This window comes from Rhodococcus sp. W8901 (genome assembly GCF_013348805.1).
Lineage (GTDB): Bacteria > Actinomycetota > Actinomycetes > Mycobacteriales > Mycobacteriaceae > Prescottella.
Genome location: NZ_CP054690.1, coordinates 2,654,599 through 2,672,492 on the forward strand (window position 1 = coordinate 2,654,599; position 17,894 = coordinate 2,672,492).

General features: G+C 69.2%; 16 protein-coding genes. 3 read left to right on the plus strand and 13 right to left on the minus strand.

Going from position 1 to position 17,894, the window contains the following annotated elements:
• Window positions 1-18: 18 nt before the first annotated feature.
• The 7 genes from HUN07_RS12540 to tkt all read right to left on the minus strand — a co-directional run bounded on the left by HUN07_RS12540 (window position 19) and on the right by tkt (window position 8,100).
• A complete protein-coding gene (locus HUN07_RS12540; protein WP_114722720.1) occupies window positions 19-639 on the minus strand; it encodes an AIM24 family protein in 621 nt (206 codons plus the stop codon).
• 258 nt (window positions 640-897) lie between these two features.
• Window positions 898-1,356, minus strand: coding sequence for a DUF6389 family protein (locus HUN07_RS12545; protein WP_174909988.1), 459 nt, complete (start codon window positions 1,354-1,356; stop codon window positions 898-900).
• Between the two features lie 299 nt (window positions 1,357-1,655).
• Complete coding sequence (pgl, locus tag HUN07_RS12550; protein ID WP_174909990.1) at window positions 1,656-2,414, minus strand: 6-phosphogluconolactonase; 759 nt, start codon at window positions 2,412-2,414, stop codon at window positions 1,656-1,658.
• A complete protein-coding gene (gene opcA / locus HUN07_RS12555; RefSeq protein ID WP_368077042.1) occupies window positions 2,407-3,315 on the minus strand; it encodes a glucose-6-phosphate dehydrogenase assembly protein OpcA in 909 nt (302 codons plus the stop codon). The genes pgl and opcA overlap by 8 nt, the downstream gene beginning before the upstream one ends.
• The gene (gene zwf, locus HUN07_RS12560) at window positions 3,312-4,853 is read right to left on the minus strand and encodes a glucose-6-phosphate dehydrogenase (protein ID WP_174909992.1); all 1,542 of its coding nucleotides are present in this window, start codon (window positions 4,851-4,853) and stop codon (window positions 3,312-3,314) included. Before zwf ends, opcA begins: the two co-directional genes overlap by 4 nt.
• Window positions 4,854-4,857: 4 nt before the next feature.
• Window positions 4,858-5,991 (minus strand): transaldolase, encoded by a 1,134-nt coding sequence (gene tal / locus HUN07_RS12565; RefSeq protein ID WP_174909994.1) that lies wholly within the window; start codon window positions 5,989-5,991, stop codon window positions 4,858-4,860.
• A gap of 6 nt (window positions 5,992-5,997) precedes the next feature.
• On the minus strand, window positions 5,998-8,100 hold the full coding sequence (gene tkt, locus HUN07_RS12570) for a transketolase (RefSeq protein WP_174909996.1): 2,103 nt from the start codon (window positions 8,098-8,100) through the stop codon (window positions 5,998-6,000).
• A gap of 194 nt (window positions 8,101-8,294) precedes the next feature.
• On the opposite strand from tkt, the gene HUN07_RS12575 reads away from it, so the two are divergent.
• Window positions 8,295-9,284, plus strand: a complete 990-nt coding sequence (locus HUN07_RS12575) for a heme o synthase (RefSeq protein WP_174909998.1) — start codon at window positions 8,295-8,297, stop codon at window positions 9,282-9,284.
• Between the two features lie 80 nt (window positions 9,285-9,364).
• On the opposite strand, the gene HUN07_RS12580 is transcribed toward HUN07_RS12575, so the two are convergent.
• Window positions 9,365-10,330 (minus strand): quinone oxidoreductase family protein, encoded by a 966-nt coding sequence (locus tag HUN07_RS12580; protein ID WP_174910000.1) that lies wholly within the window; start codon window positions 10,328-10,330, stop codon window positions 9,365-9,367.
• 83 nt (window positions 10,331-10,413) lie between these two features.
• Here HUN07_RS12580 and HUN07_RS12585 point away from each other — a divergent pair, with 83 nt between their 5' ends.
• Window positions 10,414-10,767 (plus strand): hypothetical protein, encoded by a 354-nt coding sequence (locus tag HUN07_RS12585; RefSeq protein ID WP_114722729.1) that lies wholly within the window; start codon window positions 10,414-10,416, stop codon window positions 10,765-10,767.
• Window positions 10,768-10,839: 72 nt separating this feature from the next.
• Here HUN07_RS12585 and HUN07_RS12590 read toward each other — a convergent pair whose 3' ends face one another.
• The 5 genes from HUN07_RS12590 to mptB all read right to left on the minus strand — a co-directional run bounded on the left by HUN07_RS12590 (window position 10,840) and on the right by mptB (window position 16,995).
• On the minus strand, window positions 10,840-11,814 hold the full coding sequence (locus HUN07_RS12590; RefSeq protein WP_174910002.1) for a COX15/CtaA family protein: 975 nt from the start codon (window positions 11,812-11,814) through the stop codon (window positions 10,840-10,842).
• 97 nt (window positions 11,815-11,911) lie between these two features.
• The gene (locus tag HUN07_RS12595; protein ID WP_174910004.1) at window positions 11,912-13,477 is read right to left on the minus strand and encodes a hypothetical protein; all 1,566 of its coding nucleotides are present in this window, start codon (window positions 13,475-13,477) and stop codon (window positions 11,912-11,914) included.
• 67 nt (window positions 13,478-13,544) lie between these two features.
• Window positions 13,545-14,342 carry an ABC transporter permease gene (locus tag HUN07_RS12600; RefSeq protein ID WP_174910005.1) on the minus strand — a complete coding sequence of 266 codons (798 nt, stop codon included), beginning with the start codon at window positions 14,340-14,342 and terminating at the stop codon, window positions 13,545-13,547.
• A complete protein-coding gene (locus HUN07_RS12605; RefSeq protein ID WP_114722758.1) occupies window positions 14,339-15,292 on the minus strand; it encodes an ABC transporter ATP-binding protein in 954 nt (317 codons plus the stop codon). The genes HUN07_RS12600 and HUN07_RS12605 overlap by 4 nt, the downstream gene beginning before the upstream one ends.
• Before the next feature lie 14 nt (window positions 15,293-15,306).
• Window positions 15,307-16,995, minus strand: coding sequence for a polyprenol phosphomannose-dependent alpha 1,6 mannosyltransferase MptB (gene mptB / locus HUN07_RS12610; protein ID WP_174914675.1), 1,689 nt, complete (start codon window positions 16,993-16,995; stop codon window positions 15,307-15,309).
• A 195-nt stretch (window positions 16,996-17,190) separates the two neighbouring features.
• On the opposite strand from mptB, the gene HUN07_RS12615 reads away from it, so the two are divergent.
• Window positions 17,191-17,889 carry a helix-turn-helix transcriptional regulator gene (locus HUN07_RS12615; RefSeq protein ID WP_174910007.1) on the plus strand — a complete coding sequence of 233 codons (699 nt, stop codon included), beginning with the start codon at window positions 17,191-17,193 and terminating at the stop codon, window positions 17,887-17,889.
• The last annotated feature ends 5 nt before the right edge of the window (window positions 17,890-17,894 follow it).

The following is a 17,894-nucleotide window of genomic DNA, read 5'->3' on the forward strand; positions in this document are numbered from 1 at the left end:
TGTCTCCGCTGTGACGGATCAGCGTTCGGCCGGTTGGATCGACACCACGCCTGTGCCGTCCCACTTCAGGGAGAACGCCTCACCGTTGCCCTGGCCCACCGCGGTCCGCCAGGACGCATCGGTGACGAACGACTGGGTGAGTTGACCGCGAGCGCACACGAACGCATCGGGGTCGACGACCAGTGGGTGCTGCGGGGCCACCTCGAGGTGGACGAGAGGACCGCCGTGGGACATCAATGCGACCTGGCCGGTGCCGGTGACCGTGGTGGTGAACAGGCCCTGGCCGCTCATCGCTCCGCGCAGTCCGGTGAATGACACGGCGGTGCGTAGGTTCCCGGTCAGTGCCAGTAACTGTTCGGATTCGACCTGCAGCGTCTCGCCCGCCATTTCGATGAGGGTGAGATCTGCGGCGTCGTGCGCGAGATAGACGGTGCCGGTGCCGGTGCACTCCATCAGCGACAAACCCTCGCCGGTGGTGCGTTGTTTCAGCGCTGCGAGCACCCCGTCGCCGCCACCGAATCCGGCGGACTTGAACGTGACCTTGCCGTCGTAGGCGATCATCGATCCGCTCAGTGCGCGGATAGTGTCGCCGGTCAGGTGCGCCTCGAGGATCCTCTTGGATCGCTGCACCAACTGCATGTTCGTCTCCCCATACGTTCGACCGGCAGCCCTTCGCCGGCGACATCTCGGTACAGAGTGAATCACGGGGGCCTGGAGGTGAACTCGACCGCCTCGGGAACTGGGCGACCCAAGTTGATCATTGCGGGCCAACCGAGTTGCTCACGGGGGCTGGGGTTCGTCTCCTGTTCGGCGAGGAGTCGCAGCCAGGTGCTCCGATCCGACCGTCTCTCTTCAGGAGACACGCTCTGGGGTGCAGGGCCCCGTCCGCCGCGGTCCCTACCCGGTCGGCGGGGTGAACAGCAGCGGGGTGATGGTTCCGTAGCCGTCGTCGCCCTCGATGTGCCAGGGCACCCTCGAGCGACCCTCACCGACCCGGGACCACAACGTCGTGAGCCAGGTCGCGGCGGCGTCGACCACCGCGTCCTGGATGCAGAAGGGCGTGTTGCGGGTGGGCCAGAGCGGAACGTCGGGGTCGAGTCCGTCCTCGGTGTGGACCACCCCGAACAGGTGGCGGTGGTCGTCGATCGGCCGGTTCAGCACGAAGGCGTCCGGGCCGTCGAATCGCGCCCACACATCGAAGGTTCCCTCCCCGTCCTGATCGGGGAACACGTCGAACCACAGGGCGGTCGCCTCGGTGGGGCAGGCGTCGAGAATCTCCGAAATCCGCTGCGCGGCAGTCTCCGTGTAGCGGCCGAGGACGGTCGCCAGTTCCGACAGGTACTCGGTGCGGTTCACGACGGAATAGTAGCGCCGGGACCCGGCCGGCGGCGGCGAGGGAACCGTTCGATGATTCGTCGCGTCCTACAGAACGAACGGATTCGAAAAAGGGGAACGGCGGCGGAGGGAGTGGGCGAATGGATCGGTGCCCGAGGGGAGCCACGTATCGGCGGCCGACATTGCGCGCGTCGGCCGGGCCGCGCAGCGGTGGACTGCTGTCGACCGGATGTCGGCCCCGACCGATCGTGGCCGACACCGGTGAACCTCCGCAGTCGGTCCGGCCCGTCGACGACCAGCCGGAATGACGGACGTCGAGGTCAGGCGCGGGGCAGTGCGCCCGCCGCGGTCTCGTCGAGCAGCCACACGGTCTTCTCGATCCCCCGAGCACCCGCGGCCGGGATCTCCTCGGCGGATGCGCCTCCGATCGCGGCGGCGACCGCGTCGGCCTTCGCCTCGCCCGAGACGATGAGCCACACCTCGCGCGCCGACTGCAGCGCCGGCAGCGTGAGCGTCACGCGGACCGCCGGCGGCTTGGGGGAGTCGGTGACGGCGACGACCAGCTGCTTACTCTCGCGGACCGCATCGGTGTGGGGGAACAGCGAATTGATATGTCCCTCACCGCCCATACCCAGCAGGTGGATGTCGAACAACGGGCCGGTGCGATCGGACCCGAACGCATCGAGCACCTCGGCGTACGCGGCCGCCGCGGTGACCGGATCGCTGTTGTACGCGCCGTCCGATGCCTCCACCACGTGCACCCGGGACTGGTCGACCGGGACGTGGTCGAGCAGGGCCTGGTGTGCCTGCACCTCGTTGCGCTCGGGATCACCCGAGGGCAGGAAGCGTTCGTCGCCGAAGAACACGTCGAGCGCCGACCAGTCGATCGCACCCGGGTTCTTGCGGACGTGCTCGAGCAGTGCGATGCCGGTGCCGCCTCCGGTGAGGACCACCGATGCCGACCCGCGCTCGCGCTGCGCCGCGACGACGGCGTCGACGAACCGCGTGGCCGCAGCCTGCACCAGTGCGTCGGTGTCCGGGTACCGCTGGATCTCCTGCTGTGCATGCACGTCAGACATATTCCACCTTCGACAGTCCGGTCAGGGCGGCCTCGTAGATCTCGTCCGGGTCCAGTCGGCGCAGTTCCTCGGCGAGGCAGTCGCGGGTCTCGCGCCGGGCCAGCGCCACCAGGGCGTCGGGCTGACCGGTCCGGCTCAGCGTCGCGGTCGTCTCGGCCTGCGGGCGGCTGATCGAGATGGTGTCGTTCGCGAGCTTCAGCTCGACGAACAGATCACCGGTCTGCCGGCGGACCGGGCCGTCGATGCGATCGGCCAGCCAGCCCGCGAGCACGTCGAGGGCCGGTTCGGTGGCCAGACCCGACACCGTCGCCGAGACGATGCGCTCGTGCGGCGGCTGGTCGAGGGCGGAGGTCAGCAGCGCGCGCCAGTACGTGACCCGGCTCCACGCCAGGTCGGTGTCCCCGGCGGTGTACGACCCGAGCCGGCTCTTGATCGTCGATGTCGGGTCCTCGGCGCCGGTGGCGTCGGTGATGCGGCGGATCGCCAGGCGACCCACCGGATCCAGTGCCGGCACGGTGGGGGCGTCTTCGGGCCACCACGCGACGACGGGGGTGTCGGGCAGCAGGAACGGGACGACGACACTCGCCTCGTGGTCGGCAAGCTCTCCGTACACCCGCAGCACCACGACCTCGGAGGCGCCGGCGTCGCCGCCGACCCGGATCTCGGCGTCGAGATGTGTCTCCTCCGAGCGGGATCCGCGCGCCACCACGATGACGCGGCAGGGATGCTCCCGGCTGGCCTCGTTCGCGGCGTCGATGACGTCCTCGGAGTTCTTGCTGTCCCGGGTGCACACGACCAGCGTCAGGACGCGGCCCAACGTGACGGCGCCGCCGGACTCGCGGAGCTCGACGAGCTTCTTGTTGATCGCTCCGGTGGTGGTTCCCGGCAGCTCGATGATCACGGCCTTCTCCATTCACGACCGGTGCGGCGCATCATTTCCTGCGCCGACGGCGGACCCCACGTGCCTGCCTCGTAGGGCTCGGGCTTGCCCTGCTTCGCCCAGTGTTCGAGGACCGGGTCGAGGATCTTCCACGACAACTCGACCTCGGCGTTGACGGGGAACAGGGACGGCTCGCCCAGCAGGACATCGAGGATCAGCCGCTCGTAGGCCTCCGGGGAGGACTCGGTGAACGCCTGTCCATAGCTGAAGTCCATGTTGACGTCCCGGACCTCCATGCTCGATCCCGGCACCTTGGAGCCGAACCGCATGGTGACGCCCTCGTCGGGCTGGACCCGGATCACGAGGGCGTTCTGGCCGAGGTCCTCGGTCATGGTCGCGTCGAACGGCAGATGCGGGGCCCGCTTGAACACGACGGCGATCTCGGTGACCCTGCGGCCCAGCCGTTTTCCCGTACGCAGGTAGAACGGCACCCCGGCCCAGCGGCGGGTGTCCACCTCGAGGGTGATCGCCGCGTAGGTCTCGGTGGTGGAGTCCTTCGCGAATCCCTCCTCCTCGAGGAGGCCGACGACCTTGCGTCCGCCCTGCCACCCACCGGCGTACTGACCGCGTGCGGTGGTCTCGTCGAGGGGCTCGGCGAGGCGGGTCGCGGAGAGCACCTTGATCTTCTCGGCCTGCAGCTCGGACGGTTCGAAGCTGATCGGCTCCTCCATCGCGGTGAACGCCAGCAGCTGCAGCAGGTGGTTCTGGATGACGTCCCGTGCGGCGCCGATACCGTCGTAGTACCCGGCGCGCCCCCCGAGACCGATGTCCTCGGCCATCGTGATCTGCACGTGGTCGACGTAGTGCGCGTTCCAGATCGGGTCGAACAACTGGTTCGCGAACCGCAGCGCCAGGATGTTCTGGACCGTCTCCTTGCCCAGGTAGTGATCGATGCGGAACACCGTGTCCTCCGGGAACACGTTGTTCACCACCGCATTGAGTTCCTGCGCGCTCTCGAGGTCGTGCCCGAACGGCTTCTCGATGACCACCCGGCGCCACTGCCCGTCGGCGGACTTGGCCAGACCCGACGTCGACAGCTGTTCGCACACCGTGGGGAACTGGGCGGGCGGAATCGACAGGTAGAAAGCGTGATTGCCGCGGGTGCCGCGTTCACGGTCCAGGGCGTCGAGGGTGTTCGAGAGGTTCGTGAAGGCCTCGGCGTCGTCGAAGCTGCCCTGCACGAAGCGAATGCCCTTCGCGAGCTGCTCCCACACGTCCTCGCTGAACGGTGTGCGGGCGTGCTCGCGCACGGCGTCGTGCACGACCTGGGCGAAATCCTGGTCCACCCAGTCACGCCGGGCGAACCCGACCAGAGCGAACCCGGGCGGCAGGAGGCCTCTGTTGGCGAGGTCGTAGACCGCGGGCATCAGCTTCTTGCGAGCCAAATCGCCGGTGACACCGAAGATCACCAGGCCACAGGGGCCGGCGATGCGAGGCAGTCGCCGGTCCCTGCTGTCCCGAAGTGGGTTGGTCCAACCGTCCGCCGCGGGTCCGCTCACGGGGTCAGCTCTCTCGAGCAGCGGTGAGCTGCTCCGAGATCGCGTCGAGGAGCTCGTTCCACGAGACCTCGAACTTGTCCACGCCCTCCGTCTCGAGCTTGTCGAACACCGCGGGGATGTCGATACCGACGGCGGCGAGCTGGTCGAAGACGGCCTGCGACGCCGCGGCGGTGCCCGAGATGGTGTCCCCGGAGACGACGCCGTGATCGGCGACCGCTTCCATGGTCTTCTCCGGCATCGTGTTGACCGTGTGAGGGGCGACGAGCTCGGTGACGTACAGCGTGTCCGAGTAGTCGGGATTCTTCACACCGGTCGAGGCCCACAGCGGACGCTGCACGCGGGCGCCGGCGGCGGCCAGCGCCTCCCAGCGCGACCCGCCCTCGAACACCTGCTGGTACGAGGCGTACGCGAGGCGGGCGTTGGCCAAACCGGCCTTGCCGCGCAGTGCGAGCGCCGCGTCCGAGCTGATCTTCTCGAGCTGTCCGTCGATCTCGCTGTCCACGCGGGAGACGAAGAACGACGCGACCGAGTGGATCTTCGACAGATCGTGTCCGGCGGACTTCGCGGCCTCGAGGCCCGCGAGGTACGCGTCGATGACGGCCTCGTAGCGCTCGACCGAGAAGATCAGCGTGACGTTGACGCTGATGCCCTCCGCGATCACCCGGGTGATCGCGGGCAGACCCGCCTTGGTGGCCGGGATCTTGATCAGCAGGTTGTCGCGGTCGACGAGCTTCCACAGTTCGATGGCCTGCGCCACCGTCGCGTCGGTCTCGTGTGCCAGTCGCGGATCGACCTCGATCGACACCCGGCCGTCGACACCGTCGGAGGCCTCGGCCTGCGGGGCCAGCACCTCGCACGCTGCCCGGACGTCGTCCGTGGTGAGCGCGCGGACGGTCTCGTCGACGTCGGCGCCGTTCTTCGCGAGCTCGCGCAGCTGCGCGTCGTACGCCTCGCCCTTGGTGAGGGCGCCCTGGAAGATCGTCGGGTTGGTAGTGACGCCGACGACGCTGCGGGTCGCGATCAGCTCCGCGAGGTTGCCGGTCTCGAGCCGCGTGCGCGACAGATCGTCGAGCCACACGGACACACCCGCCGCGGACAGCGCCGCGAGGTTTGCATTCTGGGTTGCGGTGTCAGTCATGGTGATTCATCCCTTCACACGTGCGAGGGTGCGGCGAGCCGCATCGGTGACCGCCTCGGCCGTGAAGCCGAACTCGCGGAACAGCGTCTTGTAGTCGGCGGAAGCGCCGTAGTGCTCGATCGACACGGCCTCGCCGTCACTGCCGATGAACTTGTACCACGGCATCGCGATACCGGCCTCGACGGAGACGCGGGCCCGCACCGCCGGCGGCAGCACCGCGTCGCGGTAGGCCTGGTCCTGCTGCTCGAACCAGTCGAGGCAGGGGACCGACACGACGCGGGTGGCGATGCCGTCGGCTTCGAGCACCTCGCGGGCGGCGACGGCCAGCTGCAGCTCCGAACCGGTACCCAGCAGGATCACCTCGGGGGTGCCCGTCGACGCCTCGGCCAGGATGTACGCGCCACGGGCGACGCCCTCGGCGGCCTTGTCGCGGGTGCCCTCGAGGACCGGGATGTCCTGACGGGTCAGGGCCAGGGCGGTGGGGCCGGTCTTGTGTTCGAGCGCGGCCTTCCAGGCCTGCGCGGTCTCGTTCGCGTCACCCGGACGGATCACGGACATGTTCGGGATCGCACGCAGCGCGGCCAGGTGCTCGATCGGCTGGTGCGTGGGGCCGTCCTCGCCGAGACCGATGGAGTCGTGCGTCCACACGTAGATCGCCGGCGTCTTCATCAGCGACGCCAGTCGGACCGCGGGACGCATGTAGTCGCTGAACACGAGGAACGTGCCGCCGTAGGCGCGGGTGGGTCCGTGCAGCACGATGCCGTTGAGGATCGAGCCCATCGCGTGCTCGCGGATGCCGAAGTGCAGCGTCCGGCCGTAGGGCTGCGCGTTCCAGTCCTTGGTGGAGATCGACGTCGGACCGAACGAGTCGGAACCGTCGATCGTGGTGTTGTTGCTGCCGGCGAGGTCGGCCGAGCCGCCCCACAGCTCCGGCAGGATCGGGCCCAGCGCGTTGAGGGTCTTGCCCGACGCCTTGCGGGTGGCGACGCCCTTGGCGTCCGCGTCCCACGTCGGCAGGTTGTCGGTCCAGCCCTCGGGGAACTCGCCGGCGTGGAGGCGGTCGAACAGCGCCTTGCGCTCGGGCTCGCGAGCGGCCCACGCGTCGAAGTCGGCCTGCCACTGTGCGTGTGCCGCGGCGCCTCGATCCAGGACCTCACGGGCGTGCGCGAGCGCGGCCGGATCGACGTCGAAGCTCTTCTCCGGGTCGAATCCGAGGGCCCGCTTGACGCCGGCGACCTCTTCGGCGCCCAGAGCGGCACCGTGCACGTCGCCGGTGTTCATCATGGTCGGCGCCGGGTAGCCGATGATCGTGCGGAGCAGGATGATCGACGGCTTGTCGGTGACCGCCTTGGCGGCCTCGACAGCGTCGAGGATCGCGGAGACGTTCTCGCCGCCCTCGACGGTCTGCACATGCCAGCCGTACGCCTCGTAGCGCTTGGCGACGTCCTCGCCGAGGGCGATCGCGGTGTCGTGTTCGATCGAGATCTTGTTGTCGTCGTAGAAGACGACGAGGTTGCCCAACTGCTGGACACCGGCGATCGACGACGCCTCCGACGTGACGCCTTCCTCCATGTCACCGTCGGAGGCGATCACGTAGACGTAGTGGTCGAACGGGCTGGCGCCGGCCGCGGCGTCCGGATCGAACAGGCCGCGCTCGCGGCGGGCGGCCATCGCCATGCCGACCGAGGACGCCAGGCCCTGGCCGAGCGGCCCGGTGGTCATCTCGACGCCGACCGTGTGGCCGTACTCCGGGTGGCCCGGGGTCAGCGAGCCCCACGTGCGCAGTGCCTCGATGTCGGACAGCTCGAGTCCGTAACCCGACAAGTACAGCTGCAGGTACAGCGTCAGGCTGCTGTGGCCGCAGGACAGGACGAAGCGGTCGCGACCCACCCATTCCGGGTTCTTCGGATCGTGGCGCAACACCCGCTGGAACATGGTGTAGGCGAGAGGTGCGAGGCTCATCGCGGTGCCCGGGTGGCCGTTGCCGACCTTCTGGACGGCGTCCGCGGCGAGGACTCGGACGGTGTCGACGGCCTTGGTGTCCAGGTCGGTCCAATCGGCAGGGTGGACCGGTTGCGTGAGGACGCGGATCTCGTCTGTGATCGACACGGGCAGATGTCTCCTGACATGGTTGTACGTGGAGCCGGAGGGAGCTGTGGGCGTTAGCGGGCCTCTTGTGCGCCTCCAGCCTAGTTGTGCCTCCCCATTCGGGTCGATTCGGTTCGCAGGTTTGCGGCGTCTACCATCGTTTGTAGTAGTGCAGTAGCAAGCGAGGATGTAGTCGCGTGGGGCAAGGAGATAGCGTGCGTACAGGGCATCGGCCGAGCGGACATGGCTTCGGCAGCCCCGCCGCCGCATCCGAATCGAAGACTGCGCGGGACACCACCACGCTGTGGGGCCGCGTTTCGGCGACGATTCTGGCGTACATCGCATTGACGAAGCCGCGGGTGATCGAGCTGCTGCTCGTCGCCACGATTCCGGCGATGCTGCTCGCGGACCGCGGCCACATCGATCTCGTCCTCATCATCAGCACGCTGTTCGGTGGATGGATGGGCGCGGCGAGCGCCAACTCGCTCAACTGCGTCGTCGACGCCGACATCGACAAGGTGATGAAGCGGACGGCGCTGCGTCCCCTCGCACGTCAGGCCGTCCCGACCCGGCACGCTTTCGTGTTCGGCATGACGCTCGGTGTCGCCTCGTTCCTGTGGCTGTGGTGGCGCGCCAACCTGCTCGCCGGGTTCCTCGTGGTTCTCACCATCGCCTTCTACGTGCTCGTCTACACGATGGTGCTCAAGCGCCGGACGTGGCAGAACGTGATCTGGGGCGGCGCCGCCGGCTGCATGCCGGTCATGGTCGGCTGGGCCGCGGTCACCGGATCGCTGAGCTGGGAGCCGGTCGTCCTGTTCCTGATCATCTTCTTCTGGACGCCGCCGCACACCTGGGCGCTCGCGATGCGCTACAAGGAGGACTACAAGGCTGCCGGTGTCCCGATGCTCCCGGTCATCGCGTCCGAGGAACACGTCACCAAGCAGATCGTGATCTACACGTGGGCGACGGTCCTCGCGTCGCTGGCGCTGGTCCCGGCGGCCGGCTGGATCTACGCGGGCGTCACCCTGCTGGCCGGCGCGTGGTTCCTGTTCGTCGCTCACCAGCTGTACAACAGCGTGCGCGGCGGCACCCCGATCAAGCCGCTCAAGCTGTTCCTGCAGTCCAACAACTACCTCGCGGTCGTGTGCTGCGGACTCGCCGTCGACTCCGTGCTCGGCTGGAACACCATCGCCAGTTACTTCTGACGAACTCTCGGCGAGGGCCCTGGTCGTTTCGACGACCGGGGCCCTCGCCGTTCGACAGCCTCCGTCGTTCGACGGGCTTGCTAGGGCACCAGCACGATCGACCCGATGGTCCGGCGTCCCTCGAGGTCCCGGTGCGCCTGCGCGGCGTCCGCGAGGGGATATGTGCCGCCCACGCGCAGTTTCAATGTCCCGGCGGCGATGGCGTCCAGTACCACACCGGCGCGCCACGTCAGCTCTTCCCGATTCCGCACGTAGTGCGCGAGCGTGGGGCGGGTGACGTACAGCGATCCGGAGGAGTTCAGACGCTGCAGGTCGAAGGGCGCGACGGGTCCGCTGGCGGCCCCGAACAGCACGAGGGTGCCGCGGATCCGCAACGACGCGAGACTCGCGTCGAACGTGTCCTTGCCGACGCCGTCGTACACGGCGGCGACCCCTTCGCCGCCGGTGAGCTCACGAACCTGGTCCGCGAGCCCGGCACCGTACCGTAGGACCCGCCACGCGCCGGCCTCGCGCGACAGCGATTCCTTCTCGTCGCTCGACACCGTCGTGATGACCTTGACGTCCTTCGCGGCGGCCATCTGGGTGAGCAGCAGGCCCACCCCGCCGGCTCCGGCGTGCACGAGGACGGTGTCCCCGGCCTGCGCGGGAAACGCCGACTCGATCAGGTAGTGCGCGGTCATGCCCTGCAGCAGCGCCGACGCCGCGAACTCGGGAGCCACGCCGGCGGGCACCTTCACCGCCACCGCGGCGGGCACCGCGACCTTCTCCGCGTAGCCGGCGGCCGCGGCCGCCCACGCGACGCGGTCGCCCACCGCGAAGTCGGTGACGTCGGACCCGACCTCGAGGACCACGCCGGACCCCTCGTCGCCGGGCACGTATGGGACGTCGCGGGCATAGGTTCCGGTGCGGAAGTACGTGTCGATGAAGTTGATGCCGATCGCCTCCGTGGCAACCAGCAGGTCACCGGGGCCGATCTCCGGATCGGGCACCTCTGTGGGGACGAGAACCTCCGGACCGCCGAACTGGGACACCACGATTGCACGCATGCTCTTTGTTCTACACCGGCTCACGCCGTGCGGTACCGGAAGGTCGTGACGGTCGTTCGGCTACCGCACAGTAGTCTGGCCCCATGAGCACCGATACCCAGAGCACCGCTGCGGCCCCGGTCCTGCCCTCGGGCACGGTCGCCGCGATCCGCAAGTTCCTGTCCGAGCACGGTGGATCCGCGAGCGCGGTCATCCAGCCGGTGGGTCGCGCGGGCGTGCGCATCACCCTCGTCGGCGCCGACGGCATCCTCGGCGACCAGGTGGTCGACACGGTCGCGATCGCCAACGCCGTCGTGGCTTCGTTCGACGAGATCACGGTCTCCGAGTGGGACCGCGCCCTCACCAGTGTCGTGACCCCGCGCAAGGGTCATTTCGCGAAGATGGCGGGCTGGGTGGCCCACCAGACGCGATTCCCGAAGGCTCGCAACGAGCGCTGACACCTGAGAAGGCCGGGTCCCCGCGGTAGTCGCGGGGACCCGGCCTTCGTCGTTCGTTGTGGTGACGCGGCGTCAGGCCGACGCGACAGTTTCGGCTTCGGCGCGGTCGGCCACCGGCTCGCGGATCCGGCCCGCCGCGTACAGGGCAGCGGTCGCGGCGGTGCACGCACCGGCGAGCGCCACGTGGATCGTCACCAGCACGGCCGGCACGTGCGTCCAGAACTGCACGAGTCCGACGCACGCCTGTGCGACGACCAGCGCGATCACGACCTTCAGGCGCAGCTTCACCTCGGCGCTCGCCCCGACTGCGTACAGGCCGAAGCCCAGGCCGATCAGCAGCGCCAGGTAGCCGACGAGCAACTCGGCATGCAGGTGCACCAGGTTGGTGATGTCGAGGTCCAGACGTTCGACCGTGCGCTCCGGGTTCTTGTCACCGGCGTGCGGGCCGGCACCGGTCACCATCGTTCCCGCCACCAACGTGCCGGCCAGCGCGACGCCGGTGAGGGCGGTCAGCCAGCTCAGCTGCTTGGGCAGGGTGGTGACCTCGACGCCGTCGTCCGGTTGGTCGATCTTGTGGTACAGCATCACCGACAGCCACACCATTGCCATCGACACCAGCAGGTGCAGCGCCACCGTCCACCAGAGCAGCCCGGTGAGCACCGTGATCCCGCCGAGCACCGCCTGCGCGACGGTCGACAGCGGCATCAGCCACGCGTACACGAGCACCTCGCGCCGCCGCGCCGCGCGCGTGACCGCGAGGACCACCGCGGCGGCGGTCGCGATCACCAGGAACGTGAGCAGGCGGTTACCGAACTCGATGGTCTGGTGGAACCAGGGCGCCGTCGAATCACCGGTCGGGACGAAACTGCCCGGGTAGCACTGCGGCCAGGTGGTGCATCCGAGGCCGGATGCCGTCACGCGGACCACCGATCCGGTGACCGCGATGCCGCCCTGCGTCACGATCACCGCGATCGCGATCCACTTCTGGACCGCAAGCGACGGCAGCGGTAGACGGTTGACCAGGCTCACAAACCCGCGATACAGCACAACCCGATGGTAGAGGGCCTTCCACTACGCGGTGTAGTTGGGCCCGGCTCGGCCGGGGTGTCGTCGACCCGGGCCCGGTGCCCGGCGACCGCGGGGATCACGACCCCGACGATCCCGAGCCGCTCGAGCCGCCGCCGTCCGGGTTGACCGACACGATCCCCGAGATCGTGCCCTGCATGTACCGGCCGTCCTCGGTGATCAGCGCCGACATCTGCAGGGTGTCCCCGAGCATGGTGCCGGTGATCGTCCTGGTGGTCTTCACCGCGCCGGTGTCGGGGTCGATCACCGCGTAGGCGAAGCCGTCGAGCGGCGTCGTCGCGTCCAGTCCCTGCCGGACCATCGTGTAGATGTTGCCGTCCGCCGTGGACAGGTGCGGCACCGCCGAACTGCGGACCTCGTTCTGCCATACGGTGCTGCAGCCCTCGCCGTCGGTGTCGACGTCCACGCGCGTCATCCCGCCGCGGAACGGCGCCGACGCGGGAACCGCCTCGCCCGCGCCGTCCGGGACCGTCGGGTACGGGTAGCCATAGGTGCTCGCGACGAACACCGAGCGCCCGATGCCGATGGGGGAGTTCTCGCTGCCGCTGCCCGATCCGGTGCTCCCGGTGGCGCTCCCGCTCAGGCTGCCGGTGCTGCCCGACAAGCTGCCGCCGTCGTCGCCCGGAGGCAGGACCGGTTCCTTGCAGATCTCGGCGCCGGTGTCGGACCGGTAGACCAGCAGGTTCACCTGGCCGTCGGCGTTGTCGACGATCGTGACGTACTCGGATCCGGTGGCGGGCCCGAAGTAAGTGGGTGTCGAACCCGTGCCCCAGCTGAGCTGGCCGGGCTTGCGCGCCGACCCCCGGTCGTACTCCTGCCGCCACTCGAGTTGCGGCTGCGAGTCCGGTCCGGCGGTGAACTGGTAGGTGGCGTGGGTGGACGCGACCGAGGTGCCCGTCGGTGACGTCGAGATGCTGTTCTGCACCTGTTCGCCCGCCGGTAGGGGCACGGTGCGGGCGGTGCCGGTGTGGTCGACCGTGCCCACGACACCGTTGCCCGTCGCGAACCACACGTTGCCGGCCCAGTCGGGCGCGAGTCCGGTGACGTTGTCGCCGTCGGGAATCGCCGACGTCAGATCGGTGCTCGAGTCGACCGTGAGCGTCCAGGTGCCGTCCGGGTCCTGGGCGTGGCCCACCCGCAGCAGGTGACGGCTGCCGTCGACCACCACGAGGCGGTCGTCCGAATCCAGGTAGGCGTACACCCCGCCGAGCAGGCTGCCCCTGGCCAGCTCCAACTGGGCCAGCGTGCCACCCACCGGGAACGTCGACGCGGTCGGATCGAGCAGGTGCACGGTGGGCGTCCGGCCCAGCATCGTCGTGCACAGTGCGACGCCCAGGCCGTCGGAGCCCTGCAGCAGCGTCGGGCAGGCCGACGCGAGCGGGTACTGCGCGATCGAGACCGCGCCGGCGCCCGGGCCGGCCAGCCGCGTCGCGTCCGACGATCCGGCGTCCCCGTGCATGGTGGAGGTCCCGTCGGGGCCCAGATACGGGTTGGCCGGTGCGAGGGGCCCCCACCCGGGGGCCGCATCCGCGGTCACCGGGGCCAGGGCCAGAGCGAGTGCGCCGCACGCGGCGATCGAGGTACGACGGAATCCGGTGATCAGGGAAGCAGTCACGACGGTCATTGTGGTACCGGACGGTCGGTGCCGGGAGCGTTTCGCCCGACACGAGCCGAATGCACGAATACTCGTGTCAGGTGAACTTGAAGGTGCGGGTCGCGACGAAACCGGCCACCGCCGCCCACACCGCCAGCACTGCCACGCACATGACGTTGATGCTGCCCGTGGTCGCGTCCTCGAGGGCCTGCGCCAGCGCCCCAGACGGGATGAGCTGCGCGCCGATCCGGACACCACTGTGCAGTTGATCGGCGAAGATGACGCTGCCGACACCGGCCATCACGAACCACAGGATGTTGGCGAGGGCGAGAACGATCTCGGCGCGCAGCGTGCCGCCGAGCAACAGGCCGAGCGCCGCGAACGTGACCGTGCCGAGCGCGATGACGACGCCGCCGAGGAGCAGTCCGAGCACCTCGGGCCGCCAGCCCAGGGCGAAGCCGATGGCTCCGAGCAGGAGGGACTGCATCGCGACGACGATGACGACAGCCGCGCTCTTGCCCGCGATGATGCCCCAGCGCGGCAGGGGAGTGGCCCCGAGTCGTTTCAGCGCGCCGTAGCGCCGGTCGAAGCCGACCGCGATCGCCTGCCCCGTGAACGCCGTCGACATGATCGCGACCATCATCACGGCCGGGACGATGGTGTCGACGCGGTCGTCGCCGAAGTCGCCGACGGGGAGAAGAGTCAGACCGATCAGCAGGGTGATCGGGATGAACATCGTGATGAGCAACTGCTCGCCGTTGCGCAGCAGCAGCGTGAGCTCGAGCCGGGTCTGTGCGGCGAGCATGCGGGCCGCGGGCGCCGGCTGCGGGCGCGGCGTGAAGGTACCGTCGGCGAATCGGTTGTCGGCCAGGCGGTCGTGGTGCGTCACGCTCATCCCCTCAGGTCCCGTCCGGTGAGTTCGAGGAAGACGTCCTCGAGTCGGCGCTGGTCCACCCGGATCTCCGTGGCGAGCGCGTCCTGTCCGGCACACCACGACGTGACCGCCGCGACGATGTGCGGATCGATGGTGCCGCGCACCGCGTAGTTGCCGGGAGTGCGCTCGAGGGCCTGGTAGTCGGCAGGCAGGACGGCGCGCAGACGCTCGAGGTCGAGACCGGGCGGCGCGACGAGGCTCAGCTGGCCCTCGGCCCCGGTCCGGGTGACCTCGGACGGTGTACCGGACGCGACGATCTGCCCGTGGTCGATGATGACCAGTTCGTCGGCCAGTTCCTCGGCCTCGTCCATCAGGTGCGTGGTCAGCAGGACGCTGACGCCGTCGCGGCGCAGGGCGTCGATCAGCTCCCACACCAGCAGACGGGCCTGCGCGTCCAGGCCGGCGGTCGGTTCGTCGAGGAACACCAGCTCGGGGCGCCCGACGAGTGCGCATGCGAGCGCGAGGCGCTGCTGCTGGCCACCGGACAGTCGTCGGTACGGCGTCCGGCGCGCGTCCTGCAATCCGAGGCTCTTCAGGAGCCACTCGGGATCGAGCGGGTCGGCCGAGTATGACGCCACGAGGTCGAGCATCTCCCCGGCCTTCGATCCGGGGTAGGCGCCGCCGCCCTGGAGCATGACGCCGATCCGCGGGCGCAGGGCGGCCGAGTCGGCGATGGGGTCGAGACCGAGGACGCGCACCGACCCGGCATCGGGGGAGACGAAGCCCTCGCACATTTCGACGGTCGTGGTCTTGCCGGCGCCGTTGGGGCCGAGCAGGGCAAGTACCTGCGCGGACTCGAGCGTGAGGTCGAGTCCGTCGACCGCGCGCAGGTCGCCGAACGACTTGACCACGCCCTCGAGTCGCACGGCGGGACCGCCCCTGTTGGACGTCGTGTTCGACGCTCTGACAATCACGAGGAACCAGCCTAAGCCCCGGCCGGATCAGTCTGAGCCGGCGGTCCGGGCTGCGCCCGCCACAACAGCTGATTCCGTGTCAGGACGATCAGGGCGATGCTCGTCACCGCGGTCGCGATGGCGGCCTGGACGATCATGAACGGCTCGTACTCGGCGCCGTTGGGCATCAAGATCACGCTGACGAACGACGAGAAGGCGATCGCGGGGATACGGAAGATGGGCCGGGTGGCCCACGCGGCCAGCGGGATCACCGCCCACAGCAGGTACCAGGGCTGCACCACGGGGAAGAGCAGGACGATCGCGCCCAGCGAGACGCCGAGCGCCCCCACCGGATGGATTCGTCCGACTAGGACGGCGATCAGCATGCGGACCGTGATGAAGGCGGCGATCAGCGACGCGATCGGTCGTGTGAGGCTGAGCACAGCGGTGGTGTGGTCGCCGAGGCCGAGCAGGACGCCCGCGAGACCGGTTCCCAGTCCGAGCAACGTCGGGATCGACATCCAGCTGCGCACCTCCGTTGCGGTGCCGAGCGTCTGGGTCCAGCCCATGCCCAGTCCGCTCGCGACGCTGACGAACACCGTCACCGCGATGGTCACCGCGCCGAGGATGGCCGCAGCGGACACCAGTGCCTTGAGGTTGCCGCCCCACCGCCGGGCCAGGGCCATGCCGACGAAACCGAGTGCCAGCAGCGACGGAATCTTGATCGTCGAGGACAACACGATCAGCGTCGCGCCCGCGAGCAGGAGGAGCAGGACCCGGCCCCGGATCGGTTGGACGCTGTCGACAGCACGCAGGGCCACCTCGACGCCGGCCAGCATCAGGCCGATCATGAGAGCCTCGTTGTGGATGCCGGCGACCAGGTGGAACAGCACCAGTGGGTTCGCCGCGCCCAGCCACAACGCGCTCACAGCGGAGACGCCGCAGCGGCGGGCGAGGCGGGGCAGCGCCCACACGATCAGCGCGACACCGGCGAGCGCGAGAATGCGGTGCAGGAAGATCCCGGCCACGATGTTGTCGCCGGTCAGGTAGGTGATTCCGCGTCCCATCCAGAGGAACAGGGGACCGTAGGGCGCCGGCGTCTCACGCCAGATGTTCGGCACGGTCCGGGTGAGGACGTGATCGACGCCGAGTGCCCCGGCCGGTCCGATCTCGTACGGATCGAGGCCGCGGGCGGTGATCTCACTCTGCGCGAGGTAGGAGTACACGTCGCGGCTGAACATCGGCGGAGCGACTGTGAGGGGAATCACCCACAATAGAAGGGTGCGGTCGAGTTGCGACCGGCTGAGCTGTCGGGGCGCTCGGCCGCCGCGGATGTTTCCGACCGCAAATCGGCCGAGCAGCAGCCAGGCCAGCACCACCATGACGGTGCCCGTCATCGCCATGCTCAGGGTCGCGCTCGGCATACGTGCCGGCAGGCCGAGGATCCGCAGGCCCTGGACCGGGTTCTGCAGAACAGGTTGCGCTCCCGCGCCCAGCGCGCCGACGGCCATCAATACTGCGCCGGTCGCACCGAAGAGTCGGATGTGGTGCAGTTGGCGGTTCTCGCGGGCGTTGAGACCTGGCGACTCCGGTTCGTCGCCGTGGAGGGCGTCGCCTACCGACGGGCGGGGGGAACGCCCGTCGATCCCGAGCGCGCGCTTGGCGAAGGTCGTCGCCCGCTCGGCCCGAGATCGGGCCGGGGCGTCCGACTCGTTGTCCATCTCGGTCTGCGGCACACGGTGCAGCGTAGCGGGGCGGGCGGGGGACTTCGGTCACGGCGGATCGACGACCCGGCCGAATCGGTGTGGCGCCCGTTACACAGGCAACCCTTCGTGGACCGCTGGGCCTAATTCCGTCACACTGGTGTTGTGAAATCGGAAGCGGCTCGACGTTCGAGTGGAGAAAGCGCAGCTCACGTGACTGCGTCGTCCTCCGCTGGTTCCACGGTGTCCGTTGCCGGTGCACACGAAGGACACACTCGCGCGGCGGTCGTTCAATTGCTCGTCGAGGAGGGGCCGATCTCGGCCACCGACATCGGCGTGCGACTCGGTCTCAGTGCGGCCGGTGTCCGACGGCATCTGGATGCGCTCATCGATGCGGGTGAGGCGCAAGCCGCGAGTGCCGCCAGTTGGCGGCAGCGTGGTCGTGGCCGTCCCGCGAAGCTGTTCCAGATCACCGCAGCGGGTCGGGGCAAGCTCGGCCACACGTACGACGACCTCGCCGGTGCCGCGATGCGGCAGTTGCGGGAGATCGGTGGCGACGCGGCCATCGAGGACTTCGCCCGACGTCGGGTGCAGTCCATCGTCGGCGACGTCGCGCCGGTGACCGAGGACAAGCCGGAGGAGGTGGAGTCCACCGCCGAGGAGATCGCGGAGGCGTTCACCTCGGCCGGGTTCGCCGCCTCGATCCGTCCGGTCGGCAACGGGGTGCAGATCTGCCAGCACCACTGCCCGGTCTCGCACGTGGCCGAGGAGTTCCCAGAACTGTGCGAGGCGGAACGGGCCGCGTTCGCCGCCTTGCTCGGCCGACACGTGCAGAGGTTGGCGACCATCGCCAACGGGGACTGCGCCTGCACCACGCATGTCCCGCTCGCGTTACCCCGAACGACCGAATAGATGAT

What these genes read in the sequence shown, in the direction of transcription:
- HUN07_RS12540 (WP_114722720.1), bottom strand. Translation starts at nt 639, where the DNA reads ATGCAGTTGGTGCAGCGATCCAAGAGGATCCTCGAGGCGCACCTGACC.
- pgl (WP_174909990.1), bottom strand. Translation starts at nt 2,414, where the DNA reads ATGTCTGACGTGCATGCACAGCAGGAGATCCAGCGGTACCCGGACACC.
- tal (WP_174909994.1), bottom strand. Translation starts at nt 5,991, where the DNA reads ATGACTGACACCGCAACCCAGAATGCAAACCTCGCGGCGCTGTCCGCG.
- HUN07_RS12580 (WP_174910000.1), bottom strand. Translation starts at nt 10,330, where the DNA reads ATGCGTGCAATCGTGGTGTCCCAGTTCGGCGGTCCGGAGGTTCTCGTC.
- HUN07_RS12585 (WP_114722729.1), top strand. Translation starts at nt 10,414, where the DNA reads ATGAGCACCGATACCCAGAGCACCGCTGCGGCCCCGGTCCTGCCCTCG.
- HUN07_RS12595 (WP_174910004.1), bottom strand. Translation starts at nt 13,477, where the DNA reads ATGACCGTCGTGACTGCTTCCCTGATCACCGGATTCCGTCGTACCTCG.
- HUN07_RS12600 (WP_174910005.1), bottom strand. Translation starts at nt 14,342, where the DNA reads ATGAGCGTGACGCACCACGACCGCCTGGCCGACAACCGATTCGCCGAC.
- mptB (WP_174914675.1), bottom strand. Translation starts at nt 16,995, where the DNA reads ATGGACAACGAGTCGGACGCCCCGGCCCGATCTCGGGCCGAGCGGGCG.